The sequence below is a fragment of the Chitinophaga sancti genome (assembly GCF_034424315.1).
Classification (GTDB): Bacteria; Bacteroidota; Bacteroidia; order Chitinophagales; family Chitinophagaceae; genus Chitinophaga; species Chitinophaga sancti.
The window spans coordinates 1798796-1819897 of sequence record NZ_CP139972.1; the positions used below are offsets into that span (position 1 = coordinate 1798796).

Annotated in this window: 16 protein-coding genes; 2 read left to right on the plus strand and 14 right to left on the minus strand. The window is 45.6% G+C overall.

The genetic code is table 11. The features are described 5' to 3' along the window. Complete coding sequence (locus U0033_RS06765) at window positions 1-399, plus strand: DUF1634 domain-containing protein (protein WP_072363426.1); 399 nt, start codon at window positions 1-3, stop codon at window positions 397-399. 21 nt (window positions 400-420) lie between these two features. Here the strand turns inward: U0033_RS06765 and U0033_RS06770 are convergent, their stop codons facing one another. The 9 genes from U0033_RS06770 to U0033_RS06810 all read right to left on the minus strand — a co-directional run bounded on the left by U0033_RS06770 (window position 421) and on the right by U0033_RS06810 (window position 15787). Beyond that, window positions 421-2217, minus strand: coding sequence for an ABC transporter ATP-binding protein (locus U0033_RS06770; protein ID WP_245801818.1), 1797 nt, complete (start codon window positions 2215-2217; stop codon window positions 421-423). Then, entirely contained in the window at window positions 2159-3916 is a 1758-nt protein-coding gene (locus tag U0033_RS06775; RefSeq protein ID WP_072363428.1) for an ABC transporter ATP-binding protein, read from the minus strand. The genes U0033_RS06770 and U0033_RS06775 overlap by 59 nt, the downstream gene beginning before the upstream one ends. A 689-nt stretch (window positions 3917-4605) precedes the next feature. After that, window positions 4606-5415, minus strand: a complete 810-nt coding sequence (locus U0033_RS06780) for an SDR family NAD(P)-dependent oxidoreductase (RefSeq protein WP_072363429.1) — start codon at window positions 5413-5415, stop codon at window positions 4606-4608. Window positions 5416-5495: 80 nt separating this feature from the next. Further along, window positions 5496-6329: an oxidoreductase gene (locus tag U0033_RS06785; protein WP_072363430.1), complete on the minus strand. Its 834-nt coding sequence runs from the start codon at window positions 6327-6329 to the stop codon at window positions 5496-5498. A gap of 136 nt (window positions 6330-6465) precedes the next feature. Beyond that, window positions 6466-7368, minus strand: coding sequence for an AraC family transcriptional regulator (locus U0033_RS06790; protein ID WP_072363431.1), 903 nt, complete (start codon window positions 7366-7368; stop codon window positions 6466-6468). 108 nt (window positions 7369-7476) lie between these two features. Continuing rightward, entirely contained in the window at window positions 7477-10020 is a 2544-nt protein-coding gene (locus U0033_RS06795) for a polynucleotide kinase-phosphatase (protein WP_072363432.1), read from the minus strand. A gap of 147 nt (window positions 10021-10167) precedes the next feature. Further along, on the minus strand, window positions 10168-11526 hold the full coding sequence (locus tag U0033_RS06800; protein WP_072363479.1) for a 3' terminal RNA ribose 2'-O-methyltransferase Hen1: 1359 nt from the start codon (window positions 11524-11526) through the stop codon (window positions 10168-10170). A 136-nt stretch (window positions 11527-11662) separates the two neighbouring features. Continuing rightward, window positions 11663-14362: a glycosyl hydrolase gene (locus U0033_RS06805; RefSeq protein WP_072363433.1), complete on the minus strand. Its 2700-nt coding sequence runs from the start codon at window positions 14360-14362 to the stop codon at window positions 11663-11665. Window positions 14363-14368: 6 nt separating this feature from the next. Beyond that, on the minus strand, window positions 14369-15787 hold the full coding sequence (locus U0033_RS06810) for an arylsulfatase (protein ID WP_072363434.1): 1419 nt from the start codon (window positions 15785-15787) through the stop codon (window positions 14369-14371). A 224-nt stretch (window positions 15788-16011) separates the two neighbouring features. Between U0033_RS06810 and U0033_RS06815 the strand changes: the two genes are divergently transcribed. Continuing rightward, window positions 16012-16482, plus strand: coding sequence for a hypothetical protein (locus U0033_RS06815; RefSeq protein ID WP_072363435.1), 471 nt, complete (start codon window positions 16012-16014; stop codon window positions 16480-16482). Window positions 16483-16539: 57 nt separating this feature from the next. Here the strand turns inward: U0033_RS06815 and U0033_RS06820 are convergent, their stop codons facing one another. The 5 genes from U0033_RS06820 to U0033_RS06840 all read right to left on the minus strand — a co-directional run bounded on the left by U0033_RS06820 (window position 16540) and on the right by U0033_RS06840 (window position 21031). Further along, complete coding sequence (locus U0033_RS06820; RefSeq protein ID WP_072363436.1) at window positions 16540-18075, minus strand: M1 family metallopeptidase; 1536 nt, start codon at window positions 18073-18075, stop codon at window positions 16540-16542. A 3-nt stretch (window positions 18076-18078) separates the two neighbouring features. After that, the gene (locus tag U0033_RS06825) at window positions 18079-18501 is read right to left on the minus strand and encodes a secondary thiamine-phosphate synthase enzyme YjbQ (protein ID WP_072363437.1); all 423 of its coding nucleotides are present in this window, start codon (window positions 18499-18501) and stop codon (window positions 18079-18081) included. A 20-nt stretch (window positions 18502-18521) separates the two neighbouring features. Further along, complete coding sequence (locus tag U0033_RS06830; RefSeq protein WP_072363438.1) at window positions 18522-18962, minus strand: hypothetical protein; 441 nt, start codon at window positions 18960-18962, stop codon at window positions 18522-18524. A 48-nt stretch (window positions 18963-19010) separates the two neighbouring features. Next, window positions 19011-19943 carry an EndoS/ChiA family endoglycosidase gene (locus tag U0033_RS06835; RefSeq protein WP_083571687.1) on the minus strand — a complete coding sequence of 311 codons (933 nt, stop codon included), beginning with the start codon at window positions 19941-19943 and terminating at the stop codon, window positions 19011-19013. 191 nt (window positions 19944-20134) lie between these two features. Continuing rightward, window positions 20135-21031, minus strand: a complete 897-nt coding sequence (locus tag U0033_RS06840; RefSeq protein WP_177318666.1) for a SpoIVB peptidase S55 domain-containing protein — start codon at window positions 21029-21031, stop codon at window positions 20135-20137. Window positions 21032-21102: the final 71 nt, after the last annotated feature.

Sequence of the window (21102 nt, forward strand, 5' to 3'; positions counted from 1 at the left end):
ATGAAACAGTTATTTTCTAAAGGATTCTGGCAGGAAAGAGATGTGGAGATGTTTATCGGCCAACAGCTTCGTTGGGGTGTGATCACTGCAAGTGTTATTGCTTTTGTGGGTGGTATTATCTATTTAGCGAATCATGGTGGTGATGTACCGGCGTATCATGTATTCAATGGTGCGCCTGAATATGTAAGGCATTTACCTGGCATCTTTCATGGTGCAGCGCGATTTGATGGCATGGCGATTATACAGTTGGGAGTAGTGGTATTACTGGCTACGCCGATTACGCGTATTGCATTTTCGGTTGTTGCTTTTGCGATGGAAAAAGACAGGTTGTATGTGGTAATTACCTTGCTGGTATTGAGTATAATTATCTTCAGTATATTCAGCGGACTGGGAGGTTGATCCTCCCAGCCCTGCTGCTTATTAACTATTCCTTTCGTGGTGCAGCAGCATGTTCATGGCATGACTGAAAGACCCCGCCCGCACAATTTCTCCTGCATTGATAAAGAAGATCTCATCTGCATTTTCAATCGTATTCAAACGGTGTGCGATGATGACGCGTGTAGTATGAGACGGTAATTTATGTAAGATCTCTTCCAGTAATTGTTCTGTTACGGTATCGATATTGGCAGTTGCCTCGTCCAGCACTAATAATTCAGGTTCTCTCAATACTGCTCTCATAAAAGCGATCAGCTGTTTCTGTCCAAGGCTTAAGCTATCACCGCTACTCAGCACAGGTGTTTCCAGACCTCCGTCAAAACGGGTAAGTAAGGTATCTAATCCGGTAGTACGGATCACTTCCTGCAATTGGTCTACTGAATAGTGCTGGTACTTTTTATTCCCATAGATGATATTCTCGTAGATATTGCCACTGAACAAAAAGGGCTCCTGCAGAATGAATCCTATTTTCTGTGTACGTTCTTCATCTGTAAAACTGCGGATATCCCTGCCGTCCAGTAAGACCTCTCCTCCTGTCGGATCATATAACCTGGCGATGAGTGAGGCGGTGGTGGTTTTCCCTCCGCCTGTAGGCCCTACCAGTGCGTAGGTCTTCCCTTTCTCCATTTCGAAACTGATGTGGTGCAGGATGTCTTTTCCGTCGGGATAGTGGAAGTTTACATCATTGAATGCGAGTAATGGTGCCTGCGTTTCTTTTGTTGCTGCAGGTATTACATGCAGGTCTGATTCCATATTAAGGATGTGTGAGATCCTATCCCAGCCAGCCATAGCCACCTGGAAATTGGTATACAGGATAGCGAACTGGCGCATGGGGTTATAAAAATAACTGCAGTAAGAGAGGTAACTGATAAGCAGACCGATGCTGAACTCATGCTGAGAGATGAGGTAAATACCATATGCTAATACAGCCAATTGTGCGAGGTTGGCACAGAGGCTGAAGATTGGCATAAAAAAGTTGTTTACCAAACCTGCTGTCACAGCGGTTCTATATTGTTCATTATTAGCGATATCGAAGCGCTTGCGAAAATAATCCCTGCGGTTGAAAGCGATAATCACTTTAAAATTGTTCAGGCTTTCCTGGATCTCTGCACTCATGCCACCGGTGCTCTTCAGGTTTTCTGCGTTCTTTCTTTTTACGATCGGACCAGTGATCCGGGTGATGATCAATAATAATATTGCTGGTGCAATCGCAGCTATACCCAGTGTGAAATGGATGCTGAGCAGGAAGATGGCAGCACCGATCATGGAGGCAAAACCGCCAATGAACTGAACAAGGGATTGGGCAAAGAACTGATTCAGTTTATCAGTATCATTATTAATACGGGATATAAGATCGCCGGCTTTGTTTTGGTTAAAGAAAGCAATGGGCAATTTTTGTAGGCGGCTAAATACGTCGTTGCGTAAACGATACAGGATATTTTGCCCCACAGTTCCCATCAGGCTGGTCTGAAAGTAGCTGGCAGTGAGGGAAACAAGGAATATACCGAAGAGGATGCCTGAAAATAACAGGACACCATGATAGTCTTTGTGTGTAACGTATACATCGATCGTATGCCCTATTAAGAATGGGATGCACAGGTTCATGGAGGTACTGATCAGGATAGCAAAGAGTGCTCCGAAAAGTGTACTCCGGTCTGGCCGCAGATAAGGTAAAAAGTTTCTGAGCGCTTTACCGGTTTTTGTTTCCTGGCCGGCAGCCAGTTTATTCAGGTTGTAGCTCATAGTTGCTGGTGCTGCGTTGAGAGTTATAGATCTGCACATATTCAGGACAGGATTGCATCAGTTCATCGTGGGTACCTATGGCGATGACCTCTCCTTCCATCAGCAGGATGATTTGATCAAAGTGCACAGCGGAGGCGATCTTTTGTGTCACGGAGATCAGGGTCAGGTCCGGGTAGTTTTGCTGTACATTTTGCAGGATGCGCTGTTCAGTAGAGGTATCTACCCGCGCGGTAAAGTCATCCAGCAATAGAATACCTGGATTGATGGCGAGAGCTCTGGCCAGCATCAGTCGTTGTTTCTGACCACCTGAAAGGCTGGTACCACGTTCAGAAACGATGGTTTCCATGCCTTCGGGCAGGGTGCTAATGAAGTCTTTGAGTTCTGCGGTAGAGATGGCTTTCTCCATCAGGTCATCGCTCACCGTTTCATTGAACGCGATGTTCTCCTTTAAACTCATATTGAACAGGATACTATCCTGGAATACAAGTCCTATTTGTTGTAATAGATGTTCTTTATCGTATTCGTTCAGGTCTGTGCTATCGTAGGTGACCTTTCCTTTGTCCGGGTTCAGGAGACCTATAAGCACGTTGAGCAACTGGGTTTTACCGGCGGCTGTAGGACCAATGATGGCCGTGCGGGTACCTGCTTTTACACTGAAGGAAATATCTTTCAATACGGGTTTGCCGGCGAGGGTCAGGTGGATATTTTCCATGGCCACGTCACCATCCAATGTACGTCGAACCGTGCCGGTGTCTACTGAATCAGGAGCATAGAGCACTTCGGCAATACGGGCGTAGGAGGCGGCTGACTGTGCGATGAGGCCACTCATAAAACCGATGACGACGATCGGGAAAATGAGGATGGAGACATAGCTGTTATAGGCCGCCAGTTCACCTAAGGACATGGTGCCGGTGATGACGAAATGTCCGCCCAGGAGCAGGATGGACAGCAGTGACATATTGGCCATGAAGGAAATAACAGGCACGAGGCCGGCGAAGAGGCGCACTACGGACATGCCTAGCGTTTTAGATTCACCGTTGGGCGAAATAAAACGGTCATATTCGTATTGCTGGGCATTGAGCACACGGATGAGGGCAGCGCCCATCACACTTTCGTTGATGATTTTATTGAGGCGGTCTATGACTTCCCTGCTCATTTTGAAGATGGTGCGCACCTTATTTAATACCAGGTAAAAGGCGAGGCCAATGACAGGTATGATGGTGATGACGCAGAGGCCCAGTTTCCAGTTCATGACGAGCAGCAGGGTGCTGGCGCCGATGATGATAAAAAGGGAAGAAGACACGGACACAATTCCTTGCGACACGAATAGTTTTACTGTGTCAATATCGGTGGTCAGGTTGGTAAGCAGTTTGGAAGGGTTGGCGGCCTGGATGGCGGCGTATTGCTGGCGGGATATTTTGTCGGCCAGTTTGGTACGTTGTTCACGGGCTACTTTCTCAGAGGTGTAGGTTTGGATAACGCTCTGGAGGTAGGTGAAGACAAAGATCAATACGGTAGCGACAACGAATTCGATGATTAGTTTCGACGTATCGAGATGTCCACCGGTGTAGGCATCGATACCTCTGGAGATGAGCCTGGGCAGTACCAGGTTCAGGCCATTACTGAGCAGGGCCAGGAAGATCAGCAGGGCGACCATTCCTTTGTAGGGCTTCAGGATGGAGGTGATACCAGGAAGTGCCGGTGCTTTATCAGCAGGGGGGCTTGTTTTTTTCCTCATAGATGTTTGTAATAGTTGTCATGCCGATGTGCATGCGGCAGCGGCTAAATTACGCCAAATTGATAGACGAAGGAGATGTTGAAATATTTTATAACACTTGATAAAAATTTGGGGGTGGTCAATAAAATTTTGCTCCGGGTGTTTGGATGGAGTTTAGCGCTTCTGTTTTAGAATAGACTTTGGATCAGCATGAAAACCTTGGGGGATTTTGCTCATGCATATCGTTTATCGAGTCTGAAAAAAATAAACGCTTCGGTTTATATTTAAAAAAAGTGCTCCGGGTGTTTTGCCCGGAGCTAATATTATGACGCGTCCGCGTCACAGTTATTTTTGATGGAGCAACCCAGTTAGGCGATACTAACTGAAGGTTTCCATGAATATACTGTAGATGCCATGAATACCTCCTTTTCTTTGATGAGTTATGAAGTTACGTATTTTTTACCTTTAAAAAAACACCAACTTTAGTGTGATTTTCTACAAAAAAGGCTCCGTCTTTTCGAGGTAATCTGCTATCGGCACAGTATTGCGCATTGCCACAAAATCCTGAACGGAAGCGCCTACAAGGTTGTGAACTGCTGGCTTTGCCCTGTAGATTATCTGAGGATCGGGCTTGAATACCTATGTAAAGATACCGGAGTGGATAAGAAGGGCTTTGATGAAGCGATAAAAGTAACAAATGCATCTATGATCTAGAAGATCGTATTTGCGGAGACTGCTCTCCATTCTTCAATCTCAGCTTCGATTGACTTCAATTTCTCTGGTACCAGCTCAATGGCATCTTTACCGATCAGGAAATTCAATGGAGGGTTTTCACTCTTTGTCATTTCAATAATCGCCGCTACGCCTTTTTCAGGATCTCCTGGTTGTTTACCATCCAGGGCGGCATGCCATTGAATGCTGTCTTTTACTGACTGGTATTTACTCTCAGTTACACTGAGGTCTGCTCCTAAGAAAGAAGTTCTGAAATAACCAGGTAATACAACAGTGGCTTTCACGCCAAATTCTTTGATCTCTTCACGGAGACCTTCTGTCAGGCCCACTACGGCAAACTTAGTAGAACAATAGATGGCCCAACCCGGGAAGCCGCCAAGCATACCGCCTACAGAGGCGATGTTAATGATATGCCCGGAGTGTTGTTCACGTAAATGTGGCATCACCTGCCTGATTACATTTAGTAATCCAAATACATTTACGTTATAATTTTCTCGCGCGTCCTGGTCACTGACTTCTTCCAAAGCGCCTACCTGTCCGTAGCCGGCGTTATTTACCACGACGTCAATTTTTCCGAATGTACTGATGGTTTTGTCGATGGCAGCTTTTACGCTTTCTTCGTTTGTCAGTGAGACGGTTAAAGGCAGGAAATCATTTCCTGAAAATTCGGCCAGGGAAGCGGCATCGCGGGAGGTGGCGGCTACTTTATTGCCCTGTGCTAATAACTGTGTTACCAGGATGCGACCAAAACCTTTGGAGGCACCGGTTACAAACCATACTTTACTCATGAGGTTGATTTATTTAAAAGATGTTGAGGTTTTGAATTTGCCAATTTTTGCTATTTGAAAAGCTAAGGCCATCATTGCAATCAATAATCTGTTGACTTTGTTAAAGATTCGGTGGCTTTGAAAGCGGCATTCAGTTGTTCCAGTTTATTCAGGCCACGACTGTAAGCATCGCTACCTAATAGGAGATACAATGGTGGCTCCGGCATGTTGACAAGTTCAATCATAGCCGCAGCTGCTTTTTCCGGATCACCCTGCTGCGTTCCGTCCATGGTTGCATACTTAGCATGCGATGCCCTGATGGCAGTGTAATCAGCAATAGGGTTATCTGTTATCACCAATGAATCTGCCGTGAGGAAACTGGTCCGGAACGCGCCGGGGGCGATTAATGTAACATGGATACCAAATTCCTTTACATCCTGCGCCAAAACATCTGTGAGACCAGTGACAGCATATTTTGCAGCAGCATATATTGACCAGCCTGTATTAGCGGATATGCCTGCAATGGAAGAGATATTGATGATATGCCCGCTTCTTTGCTTACGCATAAACGGCAATACATGCCTGATAACGTTTAGCGTACCAAATACATTGATATCAAAGCTGGCACGGGTTTCCGCATCAGAAAGTTCTTCTATGCTTCCGCCGGTGCCGTAGCCGGCATTATTAACAGCAACATCAATGCGCCCAAACTTGTCTACGGTAGATTGAATAGCCTGCGCTACGCTTTGATCATTAGCGAGGTCGGCCTGTAATGGGAGGAAGTTTTTGTTATCACTGCCCACAGCTTCGGTTAATGCCGCAGCATTGCGGGAGGTAGCTGCCACGGCATAGCCGGCGGCAAGCAAATGCTTTACCAGTGTGAGGCCCAGGCCTTTGGAAGCTCCTGTTATAAACCAGGTCTTTTTGTTGTCCATATCTTGCTCGTTTTGATAGGACAAAATTAGGTGGTGGAGGAACGCTGCTTATTACAAGGTTCAAACCATTGCTTGCAAAATTCAAACAAAGGTAATTTAGAGGGGATGTAATGGATGCTGATGCCTATAGGATGCTTTATACTACCCGATAAGAAGAAGGCGTACTACTCGTGCGCTTCTTAAAGAAATTATTAAAATGAGCAGGTTCCTCGAATCCCAGGCTATAACTGATCTCCGAAATATTCCAGTTCGTATGCTTTAGCAAAGCCTTTGCCTCACCCAGCAGGCGTTCTGCAATATGGTCGGTAGTCGTTTTTCCGGTAGTTTCCCTGATGGCCCTGTTCAAATGGTTCACATGTACTGCCAGTTTATCTGCAAAATCACGCGCAGAACGCATGGTGAATCGCTGGTGAGGTGTTTCAATGGGGAATTGTCTTTCTAAGAGTTCGGTGAAGATCGCTGTAATGCGGGCATTGGCATCTGTATGCTGGTACAGCATTTCTGAGGGTTGCATTTTCAGTGCATAATGGATCATCTCTGTTACATAATTGCGCAGCAGGTCGTATTTGAATTTATAGTCGGAATTGATTTCTTCCAGCATTTTTTTGAAGATCGCACTTACATATTTATCCTGCGTTTTGTTCAGCATGTAGGCGGGTTTACTGCCGGTGGCAAACATGGGCAGTTCATTGATATTGGTTCTCAATGATTCGGTAAAGAAGGATTCTTTGAAAATGCAGAAATAGCCAGACCTGTCATCTTTTAAAGATTCGTAGGTGTAAGGCACGTTGGGGTTGAAGAACATGAGGGCGGTTCCGTCTGCTTCGATACTTTTGTCAGCGTAGTGATACACGGTACGACCTCTGATCAGGCTGATCTTATAGAAATCTCTGCGAGCGTAATGGATGGGTGTAGCGCCCGGGGCGAGTGTGTCTTCTATTCTGAATACGTTAAAATGCCCGATATCCTGTTTCAGGTTATCAGGCAGCCAATTGAATTTATGCTGGTAGAAGTCTTCGAGAGATTCCCTGTTTGTCATGGGGCGAAGTTACGAAATTCAAACAGAAAGGAAATATGAAAATGAACCGCCTTACAGGCGATTCATTTTTTACTGTGTATCCCTAAAAATAAAACCCTAGATGCATTTTTATAACCTGGGATCCACCGCTTCGCTTTCCATCGCCAGCACCCCGAACACACATTGATGCACCTTCGTCAAAGGCGAGTTCCCCACAAACCTTTCCAGGGCCTCCACTCCCAGCGCAAACTCTTTCTGCGCCATGATCCGCTTTGTACTCAGCCCTCTTTCTTTCAATCGGGTCAGGTTCCTCTCCAGTGTATACTCAGGTCCATAAATGATACGCAGGTACTCCCTGCCTCTCACTTTCACTGCAGGCTGCACAAAGAACTTTTCATTCATGGTGATGAAGTGGTATGGTTTTACCACCATCCCTTCTCCCCCTTTCTCTGTCATTGACAACCACCATGCGGTTGCATCCAGCACAGCCGCCTCATCGTCCAGGTCTACTACCTTATATTTTGTTGCAATAACAGGGTTTCCTTCTCCACCAGCAAATGTCGCTAAAGCTTCCATATGCCATTCATGATCCTGATCAAAATACGTCTTGCCCTCCGTAGCTAACATGTGAAAAGGTGCCAGCTGATAATCTTCCAGTCCATTTACATCCCAGCAATACTGCCTGTAAGCCCTTGCAAACTGGTCGATCATCACCTTCCTCTCTCTATACTCTCTCAGCAAAGGCAGTGCTGCCGGATTTGTTGCTGCCTGTTCCAGGCTTGCCACAGCCCCCTGCATGGCATACCTGCCTGCTGCACCCGTGGCACCATATTGATTGCGGAGCAATGCCTGTGCCTTCAGGTTCCAGGGCATCAGCTCACAATCCAGGCAGAACCAGTCTGTATTATACACCTCCCAACCGCCACGTTCTGTAATTATATCTGCGATCTTTTGCAGGAAAGCCTGTTCTATCGTTTCATCATCAAAGAATACACGGCCGGTACGGGTATAAATAATTCCAATACTATCTTCCCGGATGCCAAAGCGCTTCCTTACTACCTCACTGTCCTTACATACGATCACGACTGCACGGGAGCCCATGTGCTTTTCCTCGCAAACGACTTTATTCACGCCTTCGTTTTTGAAATACTTAAATGCTTCCGCGGGATGCTCAAGGTAATCAGGTAATGAACTCGTAGCTGTTGGAGACATTGTAGGTGGCAGGTATATCAGCCATTTAGGATTAATGGCCCATCGGCTCATCACCTCCAGCGCAGATGCCGCATTCCCTTCACGAATACTGATCTTCTTCATCAGGCGCGTCTCTATCAGCTGCTTGCCAATGACATCATTTATATCCAGTATATTATCATGTTCCTGTTGCAGACTCAGTTCATTCATCGTCTCCCTCATAGGTCTTCCCGGTGTAGCATACTCCTGCAATGCAGGCACGCTTACCAGCTCCTTTTCAGGATAACGCAAAGCAGTGAGACTACCGCCAAACACACAACCTGTATCTATATCCATCGTATTGTTAAACCATTCAGGACGTACGACGGGTGTATGACCATATACTACGGCAGCTTTACCATTATAATTAGCGGCCCAGTTGTACCGTACCGGCAATCCGAATTCATCGGTTTCACCGGTGGTCTCACCGTATAAACAGAATTCTCTGACAGCACCAGATCCCCTGCCCTGCATGTCTTCCCTGAGGCCCGCATGTGCTACAACCAGGTTTCCCTGAGCCAGTACATAGTGGCTAACAAGTCCATCCAGGAATACTTTCAGCGATTCTATCCATACCGGGTCTGCTCCTTCCAGCTGTGCCACGGTACGTTCCAGTCCATGTTGCAACTGCACATTTTTACCATTCAGGTATTTGAGCAATTTGATGTCATGATTACCGGGTACACAAAGGGCCAGCTTTTCTGAAGTTGCCTGCATCACCAGTTTCAATACCGCCGGTGAAGCAGGCCCTCTATCGACCAGGTCACCCAGGAACACGATCTTTCTGCCATTGGTAGCTGTAATGCGATGCGCTTCCTTGTCTACCGTATGGCCCAGGTTCGTGAGCAGGGTACACAATTCATCGTAGCATCCATGTATGTCGCCAATGATGTCGAAAGGCCCTTCTTCGTGTTTGAGATCATTGTAGAGTTTTTCTCTTACTATTTCTGTTACACTATCTATAAGCTCCGGTGTACGGAATTCAAAATGCCTTCTGAATCCTTCTTCCCTGATCTTGTGGATCCCACTTTTTAAAGCAGCCATCTGGCTTTTGATGATCCGGGGAGCCAGGTCTCTGTCGGTACGGGCTTTATTTCTGTCCTGACAGACCCTGTCAGACATATTCAGGATGACTGCAACAGGTAGTACATGGTATTCTCTTGCCAGCGCTATCAATTGCTTTCTGTATTGTGAGTTTACGTTAGTAGCATCTACTACTGTAAGGAGGCCACGTTTCAGCCTTTTAGCAATGATGAGATGCAGGAGTTCGAATGCGTCTTCTGAAATGCCCTGCGTATTTTCATCATTGCTCAGCATCAGCCGAATGGCATCGCTGCTGACTATTTCTGATGGTCTGAACCATTTTTTTGCAAAGGTACTTTTCCCTGATCCTGATGCGCCGACTAATACCACCAGGGAAAGTTCCGGAAAATTTAATGTCATAATCCTAATTGTTTTGCGGAATCGCTTAGCTCCACATGTTTATGGGTCAACTGAATTTCACGCATTTTTTAAAAAGAGCAACTCTTTTCTTTTACAGGAAGCGCTCAACATATAGCATTCCTGCAATGTTCTACAGAGCTAGTTCCTCTATTGTTTTGAAAAAACAGCCATCTGGCTGGGTGCGCCAACCGCCTCCATCTCCTCACCCAGTGGCTTTATTTCATAAGCATATTTATATACGTCTCTGATGTGCTCACACCAGGCACTAAACTCTGCACGGGTCCATTCGAACCTGTGATCGGAATGCCGCATCTTATTTTCATCTTCTGTAAATGTGATGTTCCATTCCTTATTGGGAGTCGTGAGCACTACCGTATCGGGTTGGATCTCATTGAACACATTCTTCTCCAATACCAGCAGGCGATCTTCATCCAGGTGTTCAATTACTTCCACCAGTGCGGCCACATCGTAGCCTTGCAGGCGCCTGTCTTTATAGGTGAGCGAACCCTGGATCAGGTTAATCCTTTTACGCTGGCTATCGATCATCTTGTCCAGCTTAAGTCTCCTGGCGGCTACTTCCAGGCTATATGCGGATACATCCATCCCCGTGATACGCTGCAGCTGCTTATTCTCCAGCAATACTTTGATGAGCCGTCCTTCCCCACATCCCAGGTCTATGACAGAAGACACCTGCAAGCGCGCGATTTCGTCAGCAACTGCCTGTAACCGCAGGTCATGTAGTTTGGGTTTTTCTACCTTTTCTGTTACCGGGCTATCCCCCAATACAGTCATGGCTGACAATGCCTCGTTGGAGAGTTTGCGCTGATAACGGAGATACCTGTGAACAATGGTTTCCCTGGCAGGATGCCCTTCCAGCCAACCTTTCCCTTTATTCATCAGCTTTGTGATCTCTTCTTCGTTCACCCAGTAATGCTTTTCATTGTCCATTACAGGAATGAGAACGTATAGGTGCGAGAGTAAGGTCTGGAGCGTAATTGAATGCTTTAGGGTAACAGTAAAGTAGCGGCTATTGCCCCATTCCGGAAAATGTGGGTCCAGGGGATGCTGGGTAGCAATGATTTCATAACCCAGGGGCTGGAAAAGCTCCTGCAAGAGTTCTTCTCCACCACGAATGGAGAGCACAGAGAGTTGTACTTCCAGTTGAAGCGGAATGCCCACCAGTTCCGGCTTTTCTTTACAATTACCATTCAATGCGGAGCTAAAGCCCTTCGAAATAGCACTGCTCATAAATGAGGAGGCGACGTAAGGGCGATCGTTTACATATTGGTCCAGTGCAAAGGAGTTGCCATCACTGTTCCTGACTAGTCCAACCGGATCCATATCCAGCAATATTGCGCAGGTACATTTCTCATCGCTTACCGCCGGGTAAAAGACGTGGGCTTTACCGTTCATCACCTCTACAGATTGTACTTTAGCGGGGTGCTTGTGCAGCAAGAAACTCAAGTCTGTGGCGGGGTATCGTGAGTTGGTAATAGTTAATAACATATTTGCAATATAAATTATAATTGCAAATTTGCGCAGGATGTGTGAAAGGTATTTGCGCAGGTAAGAAAAAGGCGAAAATTTCAATGAATGCTTCGCATTGATTGAAATTTTCGCGAAGGCAGGTATTAAATGCCGGTTATAAATATGGGGTAATGGTCACCTTCCCCATTAAGCCGGAAGGCTGTACTTTCCAGTTAGCCGCATCAAAATCTTTATAATTAATATTCACGAAATTAATTTCGTGGTACTGCCGCCATGGAATATGATGCTGATCCATGTAACGAATATGATTCGCCATCAGGTTCGCCACTTCTATTTGGATCTCATTTTTGCCGGCACGTAAATATTTACCAACTCTTAATGTATAGGGTATGCTCCATACGATCCCCGCATCCTTTCCATTAATCCAGATGTGTGCACTTTCATGCACCTCATCCAGTTGAAGCACATATTCTTTTGCATTCTTTGCCGGCAGGTTAAAACTTGTCGTATAGACACCTTTCCCCGAAAAAGAGGCAAGAGCTGTATCCGGCAATGTGGTCCAGTCTACTAAACTGTCCAGTTTTACAGCAGCTGGAATAAACGGTCCACCATCCTTAAATGCCAATTGCCAGGGGCCTGGTAAATTCAAGGAAGCCTGGGGAGTATTTAAATACACCCAATCCGGAAACTCTTTTTTTGCAGGCGTCCCTGCTGCTTTTAGTATGATAGATTCACCTGATGCCAGCGTAACTTTTACTTTAGTGCTGCTATCCGTTTGCTCAATCTCTGCAAGTCCGCTATCACCCCGCAATGGATCTAACATAAGTACCCGGGATACATGCTGATTAACCGGAATAAACTGAGATATCCGATTCGCAGTATGATTCACCAGGTAATACCAGGTATCCTCACCCTGTTTCCGGCGAATAAATTGCAAGCCTGCATCCGTAAGCGCTTCGCGGCGAATACCGATTTGCTGCAATGCCCCCTGCACATCAGCAGTAATCATTACATTTTTCACCCCCCGCAAATCTTCCAGCAGCGTTTGAAATTCCTTTCTCCGAGCAGCTAATTCATTCATCCCGGGCACATCTCCGGGTAAGGCCTCAAATATAACCCTGGTACCATTTTGCGCCAGCGCAATGATCTTCTTCAAAGTAGCCAGCGGCATCATATGTGCTTTCGGAATGATCAGTGCCTTATAGCCCTTCGTCCTGTCAATCCAGTTATCAGACACAAAATCAAGCGTATACCCCTTGCCGTGCAGCGCCATCACCTGTTTATAAAATGCCGTCGGATACAACCACTTATCTATATGATGTACAGACAATGGCATGTCCATCCCCTCTGCATCATTCCATATATCATACACCGGCCAGTAAACGATCAGATCATTATCCGGCCTACCCGCCTGCAATACGGATTGTACACGGGTGATATAATCATTCAGCCCAGGCAAATGTGACCACCAGCTATTCGCAGGCACAAAATTTACAGATGCATAAAACAACCATCCGGGAAATGGCACCTCCTTCGGAGAATAAGTCGTACCATGATAAAATACATGATTCACACCCGCCAGAAATGCCTGCTCTACCTCGGGTTTACATTGTGACAATGATGTTTTAAAATGCTCTGTCAGCCAGGTAAATGTCTCGCTTGAAATGAGCGGATGCCCCGCTATATGACCCGCAGAGGTAGCGAACTGCATCATAATCGGATCAGGACTTACGTTCCTGATATCTTCGCTATCCCTGCGCAAACCCGGAATAGGGAAATACGTAGATCCGAAAGTCTCGCATTCCGGAATATCCACGGTTGCATATAAATCAATCAGGTTTCCTGGAGAACCATGTGCCTGGTTTTTAGTCATCCGATGATAGCTATGTGCCCATTGCGTCCATGGATTCGTAAAATTATCTAATAATAACTCCGCCATCGTTTCCCTGTAATCAGATTTTACACGGGCAATCGTATCGGAGATCCCAGCAGATGTAAATTCACGTATAAAACGCGTCAGGTCATAGCCTCTTCTCTTCCTGAATTCAGGTAAAAATGAAGGTGTCCAGTCAGCGCCATACACCTCATAACTATCATTATAAAATGCCCGGATACCAGGTACCTGCTTATGAAACGCAGTATCGAACCGATGCAGGTATAACTGTACCGCCTCTCCGGAGAGATGATCGAGGGTATATCCCTCGCCACCCGGTGCCGCCCGCTTTACCTTTTGTTTTGTATGACTGCTATACAGGGCATATACACTCATATTGCCCGCACCATGCTCCCAATGGAGTGTTCCATCTTTTACTTTGTCTAAGATAGGTTCTGGCGTCACTCCTCTGTAAGCTACCAAGGCCTGCAAAGTGCCAATGCTGGTATCAATATGATCAGGCAAGGCCAGATCTACATATTGACGCAGTACCTTCAGCTCCATCTTAGCTGCAGCATGCTTCAGGTCGATCTGGGGCCCGCCAAAAGGCCAGCCGGTACCGGTGGTGAGATCTACCCCCATGTGTAAACGGGTAGCCTGCCGGGTGGTAATATTTAACAGATGCACCCATTGCGGCGACAGAAAATCTACATACTTTGACTCAAACCCTTTCGCCCCATAGATAGACGCTATTTCCACCCCACCAAACCCCACTGCATTATAAGTATCGAGTGCATTGCTGATGCCTGCACTATCCACCGCACTTCCCATCCACCACCAGCGGGTCCAGGGTTTTGTTTCCTTCTTTACAGAAGGCCATACAGGAGCTGTTTCCTTCCTTACAGAAGGTGTTTGAGCAGTTGCCTCAAAGGCACAAAGGAGCAGGCCAATGGTAGCCAGCAGGTAAAAACGTGGATGCATATATTGTTATTTCTCGGTATCAGACCAGTCAAATTCCTTATTTTCTGCCGGGGTTTTCGCTTTTGCCATGATGGCTTTCAGCGTCTTCACTTTAGCCGGGTTTTCAGCAGCAAGGTCTTTTGTCTCTCCAATATCGTCAACTATATTGTACAATTCAAATCTTTCCACCTTTCCTTTGTATTTAAAGCGGATCAACTTCCAGTCTCCCTGCAATACCGCCTCCTGGATGTAGCCTTCATTAAACTGCCAGTATAAGTAATCATGGGCTTTTACAGGCTTCTTTCCTTCCAGGGCCGCAGCATAGTTCAGGCCATCGATACCCTTCAGTGTCTTAGACTTTGTGAGCGCACTGAACGTGGGCAGGATATCCCAGAACGCCCACTCCTCATCACTCACACTGCCGGCAGGAATATGGCCGGGAGCACGTACCAGCAAGGGCACACGAATGCCACCTTCGTAAAGGTCACGTTTCAGCCCTTTCAGCGGACCATTGCTGTTAAAGTATCCGGGGTCAGCACCTCCTTCTTTGTGGGGACCATTGTCGCTGGTAAAGAAGATATAGGTATTATCATCCAGACCCAGTTGTTTGACAAGCGCCTGTATCTGCCCTACATGCTGATCCAGTTTACTCACCATGGCCGCAAAGGCCGCATGGGGGTATTGCTGGCTACGATAGGTCCCGCCATTCTGCGCATACGGAGTTTCCGGGCCTAGTTTGGAGCTACCATCCGGGTTTAGCCATGCCTGCAGATCTTTTTGCGGAGGTGCCAGTTCTGCATGCGGAATGGTAATAGAAAGATATAGAAAGAACGGTTTGTCCTTATTTTCATTGATAAAAGAATAAGCATGATCCATTATCTCATCATGGGTAAATACGGAAGTATCATGAGGGATCTTACGGATCTTTCCCGCTTTTACCTGGTAGAGGTAATTGGTATAATAATCATGCGCATGCCCCTGATTGAGGTAGCCATAGAACTCGTCGAAGCCCTTGATCTCCGGAGAACCGGTAGTACCCATTTCGCCTAAGCCCCATTTCCCAAACATGCCGGTGGTATAGCCGTTTTGCTGCAGCACCTGGGCCATGGTACTATCCTGGGGGCGCAATGGCAAGCGGGTATTGCCCCGGATGTAGGCGTGCCCCATATTCTTTCCCGTTAGTAAGGCACAACGGGAGGGTGCACAAACCGTATTGCCTGCATAAAAGCGTGTAAAACGAATGCCCTCTGCCCCCAGCCTATCAATATTTGGAGTGGGGATCGGACTTTTTGGGTTGAAGGATGTCAGGTTTCCATAGCCCAGGTCATCGGCCAGGATAAATATGATATTGGGCCGGTCCGGATGTTTCTTTTGCTGTGCCATAGCGGTTATGGAGCTGGTTAACAGCCAGCCTGACAATAGGATCCTGTAAAAACGACGTTGCATAGTTTCTTAATTTCTGGGGGCTAATGTACAAAAACCCACTAATTTAATGGACTAATACTTTACGAGTGGTTTTGGGCCAGAATTGTAAATAATTTAGCCAGAAAGGGACCGTGTCAGATACTTTTTTTATATTTGGTATATTTTCGTTTCAATTGTATTCAATTCATATCGCCCTCAGTGTCAAGGTTTATAGAGGTTATGTGAATGATTTAAATCAATAGAAAATGATGGTGAGATACTATGCAATATTTGGAGATGGTAGTTACAGTCCCTTACATTCCCTGGAATCGGTCTCAGTACTCCCGGAATATTCTTACATACTGATGACGACAGATACGCTGAAACCGAATGGCTATGTGGAATCTACGACGTATCAATTTGTAGATAAAAAAGGAGAGGTGGAATTACTTCGGATCAACAACTGGGAACTACTGTACATCAGCCCATGGACGCATAGTTCTGATGGTCTTCGCTACTGTCTGTACAACCATATGACCAAAACTGCCCACGAGTTTTTCGGGGAAGAAACAGGCCTTCATTTCTTCAAACATGATCTGTTTCCGAAGCTCAGAGAGCTGTCTATTATTTCAGATTACAACCAGTACTTATTGAGTGAAAAGGTGGATCTGCTGGAAGTAGAGCTGACCGAGCTACGGAGAAGGTTGTATGAACTGGAGAAAGTACTGAAAAAATAATAAGGTTCCCGAAGGCACCTACATCCATTACCAATATATTCCGTACTGTAGCCAACATTACCTCGCAAATTCCGCCAGCAAATTAATATCCGGGTCTAACCAAATACCGGCAGGCTTTGCTGCTGCTGGTATCATCACCGTGGTGACCTTATCTTTTATCATCAGCTTTTGCAAAGGCTTTGTTTTATCCAGCGTGTACTCCAGCGGAAATTCAAATAAAGGTAACTGGTTTTGGATCACCTCCATCTTCACCGTATGTGTACTTTCATTATAATTCAGATTCACCTGCAATTCCGGTATGGCCGCCGTATATAACCACTGTGTAAAGAATCCTTTCAAATTCTCCCCACCTGCCCTTTCCATCTCTGCTCTGAAATCATCTGTACTGGCATTGCGCCCGTTATAATCCCTGAAATACTGCCGGATCCCCGCCCGGAAACGCTCATCGCCTATCTTCCTCCTTAGCATATGCAATACCCATCCACCTCTTTCATAGCTATTCGCATTCAGCAACTGCATGTAATTACTATGCACAGTCGTATCTACTACAGGTGTTTTTCTCCTTTTTGCAAATGCAATGATCTTTTCACGGTCTGCCTTCAGCGAAGCTTTCAGTGTATCAGTACTATATGTATGCTCCATGTACAACAAAGTGAAATACGTAGCAAAGCCCTCACTCAGCCATAAATGCCGCCAGTCAGTTTCTGTCACAGCATCACCAAACCATTGATGCGCTATTTCATGCGCCAGCAGAGATTCCAGCTTTTCATGTCCGGGCGATTCTTCAGCATAAAAAATAGCACCGGCATTTTCCATTCCGCCAAAGATGGTTTTGGATTGAATATTGGCCAGTTTTTCAAACTGAAAAGGACCTACCAGCTGTATAAAATACGGAAGGATCTGAGTCGCTCTTGCATATCCCTGATGCAATGAATCTTCACGGAATACATAACTGTCTACCGGGATATTACCGACATCACCTGAATGCGTAACTGAAAAATCAGCAGCGGCAAATGCCATCACTTTCGTAGCCAGGGGTACTTTTTCTTCCCAGCTTGTCATTTTCATGTGACCACCCATATTTACTTCTTCCTTTTTTACCCCATTCGCTACCACTGTATAATGATCAGGCGCTGCCACGCTGATACGGAATATAGCCTTGTCTGATGGATGATCTATACAGGGGAACCATTGATGTGCCCTGTCAGGCCAATGGTCTGTAAAAAAGGTTCTGTGGCCATATTTGTTCCTGGAAATGATCAGGCCATCTTTAGGCGTACCGCCATAAGTGATGGTATAGATGCCCTGTTCTCCAGCCTTACCGTCTACATTGATGTAAAGGGCATTTGCATCCTGTTCGAAGCTATACTTTTTAGGCCCGGTAAAGACTTCTTTTACCTTCATACCTGCAAGATCGAATTTCAATCTACGGGTGCTTTGCAGGTATTTCAGAGTTATGCTTACACTCGCTTTTATCTGGTCAGTCGTATCCTGCAGATTCAGTGATATGGCGTAGCTTTGTACATCTACCTGCTGTGCCCTGATGCCTGTAAACAAACATGTACACAGGCTTAATAAGATTATATTTTTCATATGCTATTCTCCCCAGACTGTGATCACTAAACTTCTTGCGCCACCATAATCCCGGTGTTCGCAAAGGTAAATACCCTGCCAGGTACCCAAAGCAAAACGCCCGCCGGATACCGGTATCATCACCGAACTTCCCAGCATAGCCGCTTTCAGGTGCGCAGGCATATCGTCCGGCCCTTCGTCGTTGTGCTCGTACTCTGGATCGTTTTCGGGTACTGCTTTATTAAAATATGTTTCGAAGTCTATTCTTACGGTAGGATCTGCATTTTCATTTATGGTCAATGACGCAGAGGTATGCTGAATGAATACCTGGCACATGCCGGTCCTGATCTCGCTCAGCTGAGGAATACCCTGCAATACTTCGGATGTAATGAGATGAAATCCACGGGCTCTGGCGCGTAGTTGTATCGATGCCTGGTATATTTTCATGCATCGAAATTAAGCCATTACTACTTTACTTTTATATATCGTTCTATGATTTCATGATCTACCCCGGTGCCTTCTACTTTTTCGATTCCTTTCTGGATAAGGGTATCACCACTGAAACTTATTGTAAAGTTGAATACACCGCCTTCCCAATCTTTGTTATTATAATAGTCCAGGTGCTCAGTATATTGATCACCATTCAGGGTATAGCGGCCTCCGCCAGCATCGAAAGCGCCGCCGTGTTTCAGAAATGCAAAATGGGTGTCGTTGATTATCTTGATCATCTCCTGATCTTTGGTATAATCTGTAATGGTGGTATCACCTTTGGCAATTGAGGCCTGGGAGAGTAGTCTCCAGGTACCGGTTAGACGGCCGGAACGTGGACCTGATGTGGAACTGGAATGTTCGGGGGCTTGCTGACAGGCAAACAATAACGTGGAAAATAGCAGGAAGTACAGTTTCATTATGGTTATCGCTTTTACCTAAATTTAGACAAAAGCGATAACTATTTTTTATTTTTTCAAGTGCCTGATGATGTTTTGGGTATATGAAATATCCTTTGTAATATGCCCGCTTGCATCTGTATGATGATAACTGCATCCGAATACAAACTCCATCATACCAGACCCTGGTGATGCGATCCTCAGGGTATCTGCTATTTTCAACTCCTCTCCTGCCGGCGTTGCCTGCCCTGCATTGATCGCACATCCCTGTCCTACGCCAATCAGTACATTCTTTGTATCACCAATCGCTGCACCATAAGATTTCACAATACCCAGTACCTGTTTAGACGTATTCCAGTAAGACATCGTCATTACGTAGTCAATGTACTTATTTGTACGCTTGATCTGGCTGATGTTGTAATTGTTATAATCTACGACTGATAAGATCCGCCCAGTCTTTGAATTTGGCCCCAGGTATTTGCCTAAAGCTACTACGGCGCTGTCAATATTCTTTGTAGTCGCGCCACTGTATTCCAGGTCCAGGTCTACCCCATCCAATTGCCATTTATCCAGCGAGTCTTTTACAATTCCAGCCATCTTAGCGGCTTCTGCACCGGTTAAATTTACCATGCTACCGGAGAAGGAGGTGCAGACTACTCTGATTCCCCGCTTCTGCAAAGCATGCGCCTTCGTCAATACATCATTCCAGTCATTGTAACCAGATACGCCCCTGTGTTCAAATTCCCAGCTGCCATCGGTCGTTTTTCCAATGCCGAGCGTAAAAATATTCACTACATCCACACTATCAGGAATAGCATCCAAAGGTCCCACATCATTGCGGTCGTAACAGCAACCGCCCCAATATTCTACCATGAGTGGTCTTTGTGTAAGTAATACCGCCGTATCACTGGCAGGAGGTTTCGAAGTAACTTTATTCTCCTTGCTGCAGTAGGGCATGAGAAAGGTCAATAAGAAAAAGAGTCGTGGAAAATTGCGTTTCATGAAACAGTACCTTTTATTGATTAAATGAAAAAAGCTAACACCAGCCTCTTGCTGGTATTAGCTTTATGCTTTGGAAAAAGAAATTGTATCAATGAGAACGCAATCCCTAAAATGTTTATGCGAAGACTGATAAAAAATTAAAGAGGAACGCACCCTGTAGAGTAATCTTTTGAAACTGAGTGATCCTGGGTCTATTTAATAGGAATTGACTTTGTTTTTGTCACGATATCATCATCAATCATCATACTATAATGAATGATTACATAACCCGGTCTCTTCGGGTCCTTCTGCACCGGTTTCACGCCATCCTCCCACTGGTTACAATGCGTAGAGATTGCAGGGATTGCATCTATCCATTTTCCTTTCTTCAGGGTATATACATGATATCCGCTCCAGCAGCTGGTCCACCACTGTGGATTAATGCCTATCTCATCTTTACCATCATTATTCAGGTCACCCAATATATCAACGACAGCATTCAGGCAATTGGAAATCCTCAGCTCGGGGATAGCTTTGTTAGAGAAGCGGATCACAGAAGTACAACTTTCATCCAGGCAAGTCATTTCCTGCGTGGTATCGATCGGTGCAGGTGTGAGGTAAGCGTATTCCTTTACACCGTCTCCATCTACATCGCACAGCACAGCGCCCTTTGCTTTCATTTTTCTTTTCTCCACATTAGCATCGGTGGTCAGATCACTCTCCACTACAATCTTCCACGCATTGTTTACCTGATGAAATACGAGGTAAGATGCATAGGTTTTTGTAGCGCCATTGATAGTAACCGCCTTATCAAAACTACATTTCACATCGCCGTTTTCCTGGGTCTCAGATTTGATCTGACCAGCTATCTGCTGATCGAGTATTGGGTATTTTTTAAAGATGGACAATTTGCCGGCAATACAATCCTGTTTCTTCAGTTTCGAGCCATAAAATAATACTTCACTGTCGTAGAGAAAAGTAAGGGTGCCGATATCCTGTTTGTTGTTGGCTACATTCCATTCCTGTACTAAGGTAGCGGGATCTTTTGCCTGCCGGGCTTTTGCATTCAGTAAAGACAGGCAAAGGAGTAAACTAACGAATGATTTCACTTGACTTAATTTAGCCATGTAAAGTACAAATAAATTATATTGAAATTTCAAAGGATTTAAGTACATTCACT